The sequence below is a fragment of the Paenibacillus baimaensis genome (assembly GCF_025567575.1).
On sequence record NZ_JAOQIO010000007.1, the window covers coordinates 419,131 to 432,621 of the forward strand.

At 46.4% G+C, this 13,491-nt stretch carries 12 protein-coding genes; 2 read left to right on the forward strand and 10 right to left on the reverse strand.

Annotated features, from left to right (window positions below):
- Positions 1-10: 10 nt before the first annotated feature.
- The 3 genes from OB236_RS03495 to OB236_RS03505 are packed head-to-tail and all read right to left on the reverse strand — an operon-like array spanning position 11 to position 3,387.
- Positions 11-832 carry an ABC transporter permease gene (locus OB236_RS03495; RefSeq protein ID WP_262682765.1) on the reverse strand — a complete coding sequence of 274 codons (822 nt, stop codon included), beginning with the start codon at positions 830-832 and terminating at the stop codon, positions 11-13.
- Positions 820-1,767, reverse strand: coding sequence for an ABC transporter permease (locus OB236_RS03500; RefSeq protein ID WP_262682766.1), 948 nt, complete (start codon positions 1,765-1,767; stop codon positions 820-822). The genes OB236_RS03495 and OB236_RS03500 overlap by 13 nt, the downstream gene beginning before the upstream one ends.
- A complete protein-coding gene (locus tag OB236_RS03505; protein WP_262682767.1) occupies positions 1,768-3,387 on the reverse strand; it encodes an ABC transporter substrate-binding protein in 1,620 nt (539 codons plus the stop codon). It lies immediately after the preceding gene.
- Positions 3,388-3,620: 233 nt separating this feature from the next.
- Here OB236_RS03505 and OB236_RS03510 point away from each other — a divergent pair, with 233 nt between their 5' ends.
- Positions 3,621-4,385, forward strand: a complete 765-nt coding sequence (locus OB236_RS03510; protein WP_262682768.1) for a class I SAM-dependent methyltransferase — start codon at positions 3,621-3,623, stop codon at positions 4,383-4,385.
- A 63-nt stretch (positions 4,386-4,448) separates the two neighbouring features.
- On the opposite strand, the gene OB236_RS03515 is transcribed toward OB236_RS03510, so the two are convergent.
- Together OB236_RS03515 and OB236_RS03520 are read right to left on the reverse strand one after the other, a co-directional pair.
- Positions 4,449-5,909, reverse strand: coding sequence for a sensor histidine kinase (locus tag OB236_RS03515; RefSeq protein ID WP_262682770.1), 1,461 nt, complete (start codon positions 5,907-5,909; stop codon positions 4,449-4,451).
- A complete protein-coding gene (locus OB236_RS03520) occupies positions 5,887-6,621 on the reverse strand; it encodes a response regulator transcription factor (RefSeq protein WP_262682771.1) in 735 nt (244 codons plus the stop codon). The genes OB236_RS03515 and OB236_RS03520 overlap by 23 nt, the downstream gene beginning before the upstream one ends.
- Positions 6,622-6,777: 156 nt before the next feature.
- On the opposite strand from OB236_RS03520, the gene OB236_RS03525 reads away from it, so the two are divergent.
- Positions 6,778-7,479, forward strand: coding sequence for a hypothetical protein (locus tag OB236_RS03525; RefSeq protein WP_262682773.1), 702 nt, complete (start codon positions 6,778-6,780; stop codon positions 7,477-7,479).
- A 133-nt stretch (positions 7,480-7,612) separates the two neighbouring features.
- On the opposite strand, the gene OB236_RS03530 is transcribed toward OB236_RS03525, so the two are convergent.
- The 5 genes from OB236_RS03530 to OB236_RS03550 all read right to left on the reverse strand — a co-directional run bounded on the left by OB236_RS03530 (position 7,613) and on the right by OB236_RS03550 (position 13,479).
- Positions 7,613-9,961: an S-layer homology domain-containing protein gene (locus OB236_RS03530; protein WP_262682775.1), complete on the reverse strand. Its 2,349-nt coding sequence runs from the start codon at positions 9,959-9,961 to the stop codon at positions 7,613-7,615.
- A 216-nt stretch (positions 9,962-10,177) separates the two neighbouring features.
- Positions 10,178-10,603 carry a VOC family protein gene (locus OB236_RS03535; RefSeq protein WP_262683069.1) on the reverse strand — a complete coding sequence of 142 codons (426 nt, stop codon included), beginning with the start codon at positions 10,601-10,603 and terminating at the stop codon, positions 10,178-10,180.
- Positions 10,604-10,702: 99 nt separating this feature from the next.
- Positions 10,703-11,713, reverse strand: a complete 1,011-nt coding sequence (locus tag OB236_RS03540; protein WP_262682777.1) for an aldose 1-epimerase — start codon at positions 11,711-11,713, stop codon at positions 10,703-10,705.
- An 83-nt stretch (positions 11,714-11,796) separates the two neighbouring features.
- Positions 11,797-12,651, reverse strand: coding sequence for a helix-turn-helix domain-containing protein (locus OB236_RS03545; protein ID WP_076229465.1), 855 nt, complete (start codon positions 12,649-12,651; stop codon positions 11,797-11,799).
- A 24-nt stretch (positions 12,652-12,675) separates the two neighbouring features.
- Positions 12,676-13,479, reverse strand: a complete 804-nt coding sequence (locus OB236_RS03550) for a sugar phosphate isomerase/epimerase family protein (RefSeq protein ID WP_262682779.1) — start codon at positions 13,477-13,479, stop codon at positions 12,676-12,678.
- Positions 13,480-13,491 lie beyond the last annotated feature (12 nt).

A 13,491-nucleotide genomic window follows, 5' to 3' on the forward strand; every position in this document is an offset into this window, starting at 1 on the left:
CCTTTGACGTCTACTTCAGTTTGAACCGCCTCCGCAGCATTTCACCGCATAGTTGGAAGGCACAGGCTGTCAGAAAAATAACGAAGCCTGGGAAAAATCCCATCCACGGTGCAATTTGCAAATAATTTTTCCCATCCAGCAGCATAGCTCCCCACTCAGGTGAAGGAGGCTGAGCTCCGATACCGAGAAAGGACAGACCGGATAAGGTCAGAATGACCCGGCTTACATCCAGAATTAACATCGTCAGCACTTGCGGACCGATATTGGGCAGGACATGGCGGATGATGGTCACAAGACCAAAGGAGCCGCTTACCCGGCTGGACAGGATGTAGGCTTCTTTTTTCACATCGTGAACCAAACCACGGATCAACCGTACATATTTCGCCCACCAGGACAAAATAATAGCCAAATATACGTTCTCGATGCCAAAACCCAAAAAGCCGACAATTACAATCGTGAGCAGCAGATTCGGTAAAGCGACAAAAATGTCCGTAATACTCATCAGCAGCATATCCAGCCGGTTTCCGAAATAGCCGCTTAGCGTCCCCATCAATAAGCTGATCACGATAACGATGCCTAATATGACAAACACCGGAAACACAGATTGACTAATACCCGCAAGCAATCGGCTGTATATATCCCGTCCCAAATAATCGGTTCCAAAAAAGTGCTCAAGGCTCGGTGCTTGCAGCTTGGCGCTATAATTAGTTGCATAGGGATCATACGGGTACAGCCACGGTGCCCATGTGCCAACGGCTATTAACAGAAAGATAAATAGGATAGCTGCTGAACCTATTTTATGATGCGTGATAAATAAGCTCAGTTTTCCCACCTCTGCTTTTCTAATTGAATTCGCGGGTCAGCCCAATAATAGCAAAGGTCGGTAAAAAAATTCAAAATAAAGATGGCAGTCGCCAGCAACAGGGTACAGCCTTGAATGGCCGGGAAATCTCGACGGTATATCATATCCAGCATATAGGTGCCGATTCCCGGAAAGCTGAACATATTTTCTATGATGATCGCCGCACCAAAAAAGCTGGGAAAGCTGCTCCCGATTATTGTAATAATCGGAACCAGCATCGAGCGAAATAAATAGGATGGATACAAAATCCGCCTTTTCAAGCCACGGGAAGCAGCAGCTTCTATATAAAAAGCCCGTTTATATTCCAATGTCAGGGACCGAATCATGCGGATAAAATAGACGCTTTCGATGATGCTGATTGCTGTCACAGGAAGCACATAATGGCGTAATGACCCGCTGCCCACAATGGGAAACAGCTTCCACATGACACCAAAACCAAACATTAGCAGTATGGCCAGCCAGTATAACGGAATCGACAATCCCAGAACGGTGCCTGCATAAGTTACCCGATCCAGCAGCGAGTGTTCGCGCAGTCCGATATGAATGCCGAGTGGAACCGAAATGAACAGGGTAACAACGAAGGAGCTGAGCATTAGACGAATTGTCGGTTCCAGACGCGTAACGATCTCCTCTGTAACCGGAATACTTGATATATAGGAATTGCCAAGGTTGCCCTGTATCAGCTCATACAGCCATCTGAAATATTGAACGGCAAAGGATTGGTCCAACCCCCACTTTTGTTGTAAGGCTGCAATTAATGCCCTGTCAGGGGCAGCCCCAAGGTCCTGCAGGAACAGTGCGGCCGGATCTCCTGGAGCCATATGCATGAGTGTAAATACAAACAGGGTAAACAAAAGCAGAGTGAGAATCAGCACAACGAACCGATTCAACAGATAGCGGGTCATTTATTTTCCCTCAATTTGCAGCTTATGCCATTGGACAGGATCATCTTCAATCGTACCAAAGGAGAAACCAGTGATTTTGCTGCTATGTATAAAGGTCTGCTTCATGTAAAATATCGGGACGGTCATCGCTTCGTCGTGAATACGGGCAAAGATTTGATCAAACACAGGCTGCTGCTTCGCTTTTACATGGGTTTTGGCTATGCTGTCCAGATAACCGTTTAAGAGATCATCCTGATAAGCAACGGCTGGCACCTTGTCTGTGTTATAAAATAGCGATGACAGGAATCGATAAGGTAATTGGGCATCCGTATAAGTTCGATAAATCATCAGATCGTATTCCTTGGTCTTCCAGAGCGTGTTATAGTAAGCAGCTCTCTCCTGGTTAAGAATATCTACCTGTATGCCGATTTGTTTCATATTGTCCTGAAAAATCTCGGCCATCTCTTTCCATTCCGGGTATTCGGTCGTTTGAATGACCAGCTTAAGCTGAATCGGCTTGCCATTCTTTTCATACAGCTTCTTGCTGGCGTTCCATTGGTAGCCCGATGCTTCGAGCAGCTGCTTGGCTTTATCTGGATGGTATCCGTATGCGGGCTGATTGCTGTCCGTGACAAAGGCGACATTTTTCTGAAATAAGCCTCTGACCTCAGCGCCCTTTCCATTCATCATTTTGCTTGTATCGGTTCCATAATTGATCGCTTGGCGAATGTTTTTATCTGCGAGAAACTCATTTTTTTGATTGATGACAAGAAAATAAGACATTGTACTGCTGTTGGTTTCGATTTTGAAGTTCTTGTTGTTCTCGAACAACGGGATGTTTTCAAGCGGCAGGTTGCCCATCTCACCACCAGCCAGATCAACTTCACCATTTTGCAGCGCCAGCACCCGAGCCTGCGGGTCTGTAATGACCTTCAGAACTAGCGAGTATGACGACGGCTTATCCTTCCAGTAATGCGGGTTGGCAACCAGGACAGTTTCGGTTCCTTTTTTGTAGCTGCCTACTTGCCATGGACCTGTGCCAATGGCCTTCTTGAACTCACCCTCTACAGACCCACGTGGACTAACAGCATCCGGACTCATGATCCGGAAGGGACGGGCTTGGCTCAGCTCCAGCAAGGTTTGAGGAGCGGTCTCCTTAAAGGTAAGTATGGCCGTGTACTTGTCCGGTGTTTCGATCTTGGCCAGTTTCTGTGAAATTTCTAATGGCGCATTCGCCTCCTGCTTGACGGCACGCTCTAATGAGAATTTGACTGCTTCGGAAGTCAATTCATTACCATCCGAAAATTTCACATTTTTCCTCAAATGAAAGCTGTACGTCAAACCATCCTCAGCTATATCCCAGGATTCCGCAAGACTTGGCGATAGCTCACCCTTCCCCTGATAATCCAGTAGTGCATCATATACAGAGGCATGTGCATGTCTGGTGCCATTATAGGTGGCCGCATCCAGCTTGTCTCCCATGGAATCCTGCGTAGTGGCGATAGTGATCGTTGTGGGGCTTTCAGCTTGTACGCCTGCTGACTTGGGATCAGCTATCCGGGAATTCGAGTTATCCGAGCAGCCTGATAACGCCATAAAAACCATAATTGTGAATAGCAAGATGTTAAATCGTGTATACATGTGTACGCCTCCTATTATTTCTTGCCTTTATTATTAATCGTAAATAATACAATTAGCAAGTTATTTTTTTAGAGAGCGATTACATGCCATGATTCGTTATGAGCCAAATCGAAGGTGACTGCCATTCCTAATATTAACGTTTGACAGTAATTATTACAATTAGTATAATGATCACCATTCGCAAGCATTTATGAACAAAGCTCATTCAATCATCGCAAAGGAGGCGAATATGTATGACTACAGCCAGTGAACAGCAGTTAGCCAAAGAACACCGTGCCTATTGGGATAAGGGGGCGGATATTTATGACGGTATTATACATAACGAGTTTACGAACGGGGCGTACGAAAAGTGGGAGCTCATCATTAGCCGACTGCTTAAGGATAAAAAGGGGCTGAAGGTGCTTGATGTTGGTACCGGACCGTGCTTTTTCGGTATACTCTTATCGCGATTGGGACATAACGTAACAGCCATCGATTCTTCACCGGAAATGATTGCAAAAGCAAAGAAAAACGCGGCACACTTTGGATGTCCTATCCAGATTATTGAAACGGATATTTTTGAATTTAATCCTGTTGAGCAGTTCGATCTGATTATTTCCCGTAATGTGACATGGTTTTTGACGAATCCAGTTAGAGCTTATCGGAATTGGCATTCCTGGCTGAATGAAGGTGGAGATGTGATCATTTTTGACGGGAATTGGAATCTGTTTTTGACCGATCCCAAAGAAGCTTACCTACAAAAACTGGCTCAGCAGGAGGCTGTTGAACAAGGTTATATTCCTTATCGTACGGAGGATGAAATCGCCGAAGGTCATGATTTTGCCTTGTCTCTGCCGCTCAGCTATGTAAAAAGGCCAGTGTGGGATGTGGATATGCTGAAGCATATCGGCTTTAAGCAGGTTCAGGTTTGGCAGGGCTTCGATGCAGACATTCAGAGTCATGCCGAGCAGGTGCTGAATCAGCATAAGCCTATGTTTGCTATCACCGCAACCAAGTAATACAGATTTCCAAGATGACAAAAAGATCGCCAGCCTTCTATAAGGAGATGGCGATCTATGGAGTTAGGCCGCGGAAGGGAAATCGAGCGTGAACACGGCCCCGCCCTCTTTACGATTACGAGCCTTGATAAGACCGCCGCAGCGCTCAACGATGGCGCGGGAGATTGCCAAGCCTAGTCCATTCTCCCCTCCCTTGCCTTTCACAAAGCGATGAAACAGATACGGAAGCAGGTCCTCCGGTATTCCTGATCCATCATCGATAATGGAAATTTCAACTCTGTCCTGATAGATCCCGGCATGAATGCAGATATGTTTGCTTGCATACCTCGTCGCGTTCGCAACCACATTCAACAAAGCCTGCAGCAGCTTATCCCGATCAGCCGCAATCGCCATTGTATCCTGCTTACCTTCACCGTACACGATTTCCAAACTTAATCCCTTTTGGACCAGCAGCGGCGTGATCCGTTCAATCGTTTCCGTCAGCATGTCCTGCACGTTAACCATTGACGTCTGGAAAATATTTTCCTCGCTATCCAGCTTCGCCAGAAGCGTCATTTCGGTGATAATGTTTTTTAGCCTGCCGCTCTCACTGAGGATAATGTCCAGTCCTTTTTGAACGCTTTCCCCTTCAAATATACCGTCACGTATACCTTCCGCATATCCAGATATGGACATTAGTGGAGTTTTGAGCTCATGTGATGCATTCTGGAAAAATTGCTTTTGTACCCGGTTGTATCTATCCAGTTCTTCAGCCAGATCATATACAGTATGGGCAACGACACCGATCTCCCCACCGGCATGGATCAACTGAACCTCAGAAAATCGGCGTTCCTTCACTTTTTTTAATTCCTCTCTTAATCTCATCAACGGTTTAATCAGCTTCTTGGTAATAAATAAGCTAAGCAGGAACATCAATATGCCTCCAACCCCTAATACGATGAGCAGCCTTCCAAACAGCGCCTGTTCAATAGCTGTAATTTTACTAACCGGTGTAATGAGAGTCAATGTACCTTGGGGAATAGAGTTGACTGTGGCTATGAAACGTGTGTCTCTCCCTTCCCATATATTTTGCAGGCTTGAGACGTTCGCAGTTTCCTGCAGAGTAGTATCAACTGTAGTGGCAGCTCTCGTTAAGCTCAACGGGCTAACCGCAGTGACTGCATTAACTGCTTTGAACCCTGTAATCGAGGTAGACGAAGCAGCTGGGAGTGTGCCGGACACTATATTTCCCATATTATCTGTGATGATAGCATCAACGCCTACTATAGGGACAGCGGCTATGGCAGTAGTACTACTCGATAATAGCCTTGGAGTCACGACGTTAACTTCTGACACACCTTCAGTCAACTGGTATGCTTCTTGTTCCAGTGTCTCTTGCATTTTCCAACCCACTGCATGCATATCATCTTTTTGTGCGCCTATAAAATGGTCCAGCAGTACAAAATGAATACTGATCGCAGTGACAGTTAGCACAAGAACAAGCAATATCCCGAAAGCGAGATTAATTTGATGAACCAGCTTCATATTTCAACTCTCCTCCATCCGTTCTCAGGCGATAGCCATGTCCCCATACCGACTCGACTGGCAATTGACCGATTTTTTTGCGTAGTCGTTTGATCAAATGATCTACAGCTCGCTCGCTTCCAAAATAATCGTCTCCCCACACCATGGTCAGCAGCTCGTCTCGTGTAAAAGCGCGATTCGGATGCTCGACTAATGCTTTAAGCAGCTCAAATTCCTTCAGCGTCATTTCCACTTCTTCCCCCTGCCAAAACGCGCGTCTTTCTTCCAGCATCAGCTGCAGCTGGCCGACTATGATCTGTGGCAGCTCTGCGGCATTTTTATTTGTTTCATTCGTGTTTTTCTGTTTATGTCCTCTTTGAAGCTGCCTTTTGACGCGGGCTACCAGTTCACGTGGACTAAAGGGCTTGACCAAATAATCATCGCTTCCCAGCTCCAAACCGAGAATGATGTCGACTTCAGTGTCACGAGCGGAAATCATAATGATTGGCACCTCGGCTTCATTACGAATCTTTCTGCAAAATTCGTAGCCGTTCATCCCGGGAAGCATAATATCCAGCACCCACATATCCGGAGGGTTTGTTCTCCATAGCTCCCACGCCGCCTCCGCCGTTTCCAATCCAATGGTTTGGTAGTTTTCCTTTTGCAAATAGGCTTCCACAAGATTACGTATATGATGATCATCGTCTACAACGGCAATCAGATAGTTGTTCAATGATATAACCTCCTATCAAGTCTTCTACTATTATAACCAAGACATCGATGGATAGGGGAGAATGCCATTGTTTTTCCACAATTTAACCAATCTTCTGCCACACCTGAACACTAGAATAGAACTTGTAAGACAAAACAAACCAAGGAGTGTTGAATCTTGAATCACAAACTGATCGTTAAAAAAATTGCCCTGTCCACCCTGCTGCTGTCCGTTGCTGCCAGTTCTGCCTATGCGAGTGAATCCAGTCAGACCACGACAAGCCCATCCCAAACATTGACATCATCAACCCAATTTCAGGCTGTTGCTGCTACTACTGCCGTTAAGCGTACTGATCCTGTGGAGCTGGCTGCAACTTATGCGCCGGATACGGTGAATGATTGGAAAAACACTTTAACTCAATACCATGAAGCTATTCAGAAAAAATTCGGAGCCGTACTCATACAGGCTACCCCTCTGGATAGCACAGGGACAAACTTAAATATCAGTTCTGTTCGAGTAATTGACCTGACCGATACGAAGGAGATCGCAGATGGCCAGTTCACGAAAGTTCTGACTCAAGGCGAGCTTACGAATCCAACAGACAGCACTGATATCAAGGCCGGGGTAGCCTTAGCTGTTGCTGCTATTCCAGCTCTTCCAGCAATTCCAGCTGATGCAGAGACATCAACTTTCTCTTCTACCGAAGCCAAGAACACTGTAAGTGTCGCTGCTTTTTCTTTAGATAACCCTTTGTCTAAAGGTGAGATGGAACTGCAAAAGGCTGCTGAATCCAAGGATGCCCAAGTGATCACAAAATCCCTGGCCAAGCTATTGGTTCTTTACAAGGAACAAATTGCGGAATGGGGAGCTAAACAATAATTATTAAATAGAGGATTTGCACGTAATCAAGAAATGATACACATGTTATGAAATACAAAGAACCATCATCTCTACTTCTGAAGTAGGGATGATGGTTCTTTGACATGTAGATTAGAAAGGACTTCTCATAAAATTAATAGTATCTATTTCCCAGCTCAGTCGCCTTTTGCAAATAACGATAGAACGCTACAGCAGCTTGGGCGCGAGTAACTTCCTGTTTTGGGTTGAAGCTTCCATCCGAAAGCGTCATAATCCCGAGTCCAATCACAATAGCTGCTTCACCACGGTTCTTGAGCAAGCCCGCATCACTGAATTTGTCGCTGAAAATATTGTCATAGTCCGTCAGTTTTTTATAACCAAGCGCACCTACGATCAATTCAGCCATATCTTCCCTATTCATAATCTCCTGCGGGTTGAAGTCCTTGCCGCGCTGTATGATTCCGCGGTCAACAGCGTTCTCCACGTAGGCAAAGAGGGGTGATTCATTTTTCACATCTTTGAAGGATGCTGCGCGCTCCGCACCATAATAAATACCGGAGCGTCCCCCGTTCATTGCGATAACGAGCATTTTGACCAATTCACCGCGCGTTATGGAAGCGTTCGGACTTACTTTTCCGTCTACGACATCCAGCGCCTGGTAATCCAGCATGATTTGCAGCTCTGTTTGTGCATAATGACCTTCAATATCCGTGACATGTACCTTTTCCAAGCTCATGGCTTCACCGTTTGAGCTATTTCTCCATTGACCGGTTACGGCATCGAGAAAATAACTTTCGCCACTATATTTAGATTGCAGTACATAAACGAGCTTGGCCTCTTTATCGGTTGTATCAGAGCCTTGCGGCAGTTCTCCAGCAGCCATCATAACACGAATTTTCTCGATAGGCATAATCCCAAACCCTTGATTCGATAGCACATAATTAAGCTTGATCGTATAGGGAGACAGCAGCAGCTCCTTAGCCTTGCTCAGATCAATAACACTTGGCTTCTGCTTCGGATAAGCAACGTTAGAGAAATTGAACTGATAATTCGTGATGTCTCCCGTCACTTTATCCACAGCCAGATGCACGTTTTCATAATTCACATACACACCGTCTATCATTCTCTTGAAAGGTATGTCCCAGGCGGTCATCATTTTTCTTTGCTCAGCTGGCATATTCACCAAATTGGCCATTGCTGCTGTGTCCAGCACTAACTGGTCAGTGTGCGCGGGCAGCTGCTTTTTAACGAATTCGATAGCCTTCGCCTTCGCCTCGTCCACGGTTACCTTCGGTTCAACCGGCTTTTGATCTCCATAAGGTGTATAAGTATTACGGCTAAAGTTGGTAATTTCTCCGGTTTTGCTGTTGACTGTAGCCCAAACATTGATTCCCGCTCTAATGGTGGAGTCTGCACTCTTCTCCTCATTCCAGCGAAGGTTCCAAATGGACTGCACCTCACCCGTTACCGGATTGGTCGATTCGTTATAAGAAGCGTCCTCGAGCTTGACGCCATCCGGCAGCTTAAACGTGGAGGTGACTTTTTCCAACGCCTGTTCCTTGGTCAGGTTGAGATTGCTCGCAGGCGGCGCACTTAAAGGTGCATCCGTCAAAGGCTTTTCAGACTCTTGGCTGACGCTGGCAGCGGGTCCTTGCTTCCATACTTCTCCTGTAGCTGCATTCAGAATTGGGAGCTCCATCGTATACGCAACGACTGGCTTTCTCTCGCCCTTCGCTTCGTTCAGCATCAGATAATTCAGCTTGGGAACGAGCTTGTCTCTGAAGGCTTTGGCGGCTGCTTCTTCACTGATCGGCGTTGCCTTCTCGAAGGTCGAGCTCTCATCCCAATTAAAGCTGTATTGGGTGACGACGCCGTCCCCATTCACCTGAATATTAATACCGTTCTGCGGGAAGGGAACACCATTATGCGTGCGGTCATATCGGATTGAATATTGGTAAGAGCCATTCAGTGGCGCCTTAAGCGACTGCTCCAGGATGTCGTTATACAGCAGCTGCTCACGCTCATCCGGGTTCAGCTTGGCAATCCACTCCGCGGCAATGCCCTTCGCTTTCTGAAGGTCTACTTTAGGAGGATAACTCGGTTTATAATCGGGATCATTGCTGTACGAATAATATTCCATCAGCTTGCCGTTCAATCCGTTAATGGTAATGTTCATATTGCCGATATTTTTGTTATCAACAAGCTTGCGAAAGCTTATGTTCCAGTTAACTGTTCGATTCCCGTTGAAGCTGTTGGAATTTAGATTTACCGATTCGACCGTATAGCCTTCTGGTATCGTTACATACGATTTAGCCAACTCGATCGCCCGTTCCTTGGAGATTTTTGCATCTCCTGGACTAGCCTCGGAGCCTCCTGGTGGGACTGAAATTGGTTTGGAGCTCATGGCTGCAGGCACCGCTTCATCTGCCAGTGCCAGTGGGACATTGGAAAGTAATAACATCGATACAAGTGCTGCCGTGCTTGCGTTTTTGCGTATCCTCATCATTCATTCCTCCTCAAAGTGCATTACCAATAAATGCTTAATTTTTAAGACGGATCATGGACGTAAAAGGTTGCTGCAAAAACAAGGAATTTTTTACTACTGAAATAAAAAAAGCTCTTTCGCAAATGCTGCGAGCAGAGCCGGTTGTTTACGCGAGTTCCAAGGAAGCCCAATCGACCATCGCGGCTGGCTTCCGTCGAATACATGCTTGCAGGATTAACGCTGTCTTTTCGTGAAAATTTGAAAGGTGACACCGAACTTGTCCGTAACCATCCCGTAAGCAGGACTAAAATAGGTCTCTTGTAGTGGCATAATGACTTGACCATCCTGCAGCAAGGCATCATAGATTGGTTTGGATTGCTCCCTCTCGTTAGCCGTAATGCAAATCGTAACCTGATTACCCGACTGACAGGATTGACCTCGATCAAGATCAGCCACATACATTTCTGTTGTGCCGACTTGTAAGACGGAGTGTGCCACACGTTGCTTTTCTTCGATGGTCAGTGGGAATTCGGGGTTATCCGGACCTTCTCCGATTGTTTGTTTAAAAAGGACTTTGGCATCCAATGCTTTTACATAGAATTCAATAGCCTCGCTTGCTTGTCCATCCAACATAATATAAGGAATTAATTGCAGCGTCATCATGAAACAGCTCCTTCGTTTCTCATTTTTTTCAGCCCCGCCTGTTCAACTGGGCTTGATTTCAATGATAAACGATAATAGTGACAACCCTTGTCATAATTAAGTAAATAATGGAGCTTGCGTAACATAGAGACGGCTTGTTTCTTCCCATATTTGGCCCGGTACCAATCCATAGAGGCCGATATCATGCTCTGGCAGCTTGACGTTTGGTGCATTGACGAGGTTAATCTGCGGCTCTGGGCAAAAGAAGCCTTCCTTGGCAAAGTTATTCCACACCATCCATTGCTTGTAGGAGGTTCCGACATCATAAATCAACTTAATGCCCTGCTTGGCATCCGTCAGTTCCATCCGATTGCGTCCGTCCTGAGCTTCCGCTGTGTAATGATTATCCATGACCTCATTGAATGGGTAAACACCATCATCACGCATGTGCTCTTCTTCCTGGCTGAGTGATTGGAAACGCCCTGTCGGAAGCATACGATCGTTTAGCTCCCACCGACGGCCAATCGTAAGTTTGACACGACAATCCGTGGAGGCTCCTTCCGATGTGAAAGGCGCGTTGATCGTGGTATGAAACGCAAGCAGGCAAGGCATCGCTCTATGACCATCGTTACGTATGATAACGTGTTGGAGAAGACCGTGCATGCTTAATACATAACGAAGTGTGAAAGTGAAGGTATAAGGAAAATGAGAATAGGCGGGATGGGTCTCATCCACACGAACCGAGACGACCACGTAGCTTTCATTGGCTGTACACCCATAATCGTCAACGGTCCAAGGTGTATCATACAGAAACCCATGGAGATGATTATTTCTGGATTGCTCGTTGATCGGCAGCTGAAGTGTCGAGCCTTCCCATGGAAATCGGCCATTTTCATAGCGGTTAGGCGGAAATAACACGGGGACACCGTGATTAAGCGGACGCGCTTTAAACGCAGGCATCTCCTCCTCGGAGGGCTCACGCAAAAAACGGAAGTCCCTTTTCGTATCGCGAAAAGCAACCAGATTGCCGCCTATGTTCGGCAGCATAATCGCTGCATATATGCCGAATTTCAGCCATATGGCGGGTTCTCCATGAAAAGTGCCTTCCCAAGCAGCGCTATCAGACATGATTATCCTCCTTTTGCTGTAAGCAAGCTGTGACAAAAATGCCACTGGTTCCGTAATCATACTATTAAGAGCTCTGCTTTCTTTCAATAGACAGAGCTTTTACGGTAGTCGCGGGGTGAAACCGCAAATTTTTGCTTGAAGGCCCGCTCAAAGTAAGGCAGCGTATTAAAGCCGGAGGCAAAACAAATATCGGTAATCGGAAGAGTTGTCGTACCAAGCAGCGATTTGGCAAATTGAAGCCGTGCTTCCTTAACATAGACTTGAAAGGGCATCCCTATCATCCTGCTGAAGCACTCACTGAAATAGTTGGTCGATAGGCCGCAATAAGAAGCGACTTCCTCCAGGGAAAGGGTTGTACGAAAATGATGCTGTATATAAATTAACGATTTGCGGACTCCCTCATGCACCGCCGTATTGCCCGCCCATTGTGGCGTATCGATAGCCTGTCGGCATTTGCGTGAGAGATCGATCAGCAAGCGCTCTATACTGCCTTGCACAATGAACTCACTATCTGATCGCCAATTGTGGGCTTCTTCCCAAATTCGTTTGTAGGCCTGCTCAATAAATTCACACTCTTCAGCTTGAAATAGACAGGAATGAACAGAAATTCCCTCGAAAATGTGGGGCATCAGCTCATCTCGAATAAACCTGTTCGTAAAAATCAAATTATAAATTTGCAGCGGTTGACTTGAGTCCGGTACGATTTCGTGAAAATCCGCCGGGGTTAACAAAAAGGAATGGCCTCTTGAAATCGGAATCGGATTCCCGTTAAGTATATGTGTTCCTGCTCCGGAACGTACAAATGCCATTTCAAAAAATTCGTGCCAATGCGTCCTCACTCTATGCTCAATCAACGTTTGATAAATACGAAAGGGGGACGGCAGAATCATAAATTTTTCATTCGTCAATCGCTCTGGTCCAATGAAATCCTCATCCATCCCTATATCCCCCATTTCCCATAATTATGCTTGCTGCTTATACTGCTGCTCGAAGTAAGCACGTATCCATTCATTCACGTTCCATAACTCGATGATCGGCTGTCTTGTGTAAGGTAGTGTTGGCATGTAGCCGGGAGGGCCGAATTCGGGTGTAAATGTCATATACGAATTGCCCTCGGCCAGTCGTTGTCGGCAAATCTCCAGCCACCACCCCATGTGCGCATTAAGCTCGGCGGCATATTCGGGAGCTGCAGGGTCCGATACCTGTGGTCCTTGACGATGGCCAACCCGGCCATGAATATGGATGGCTCTGGACATCGCCAACTCCAGATTGTCCAACTGATCACCCAACAGGCTTTCACAGGTACAGCACCAATGGCTGAAATCAGCATTGATTTTTAAATCAGGGAAAGCCTGAAGCAGCTCGGCCGTCGTCCAGGGTGTAAACATCGCCCGACCTCGATGGGTTTCATGCGCGAAGGAAATGCCAGCTTGCTTCTCGATGGCAAGCGCCTGCTCGAAGAAGCGGACATTTTCTGCAAATTTCAAGCCATGTACGGAGCTGTGGCAATTTATGAGAATCGGCTTAAACTCGATCGCTCTTGCCGACAGCTCGGCAAACTCGTGATAATGGTCTCCACTATAAGTGGCAACCTGCGCAATATATTCGAAGTTGTACTGCTCCAGCAGCTCGCGGAATTCCGTTTCATGGTCACGGTCAGGCGGCGGACACTCGATGCCGGCATAGCCGGCATCAGCTGATTTTGCGAATAAACTGGCTAGAGGTTCCTTATTTCCCCAAGTCGCTTTGAACATTTTAAGCAGCATGGCAATCTCCAC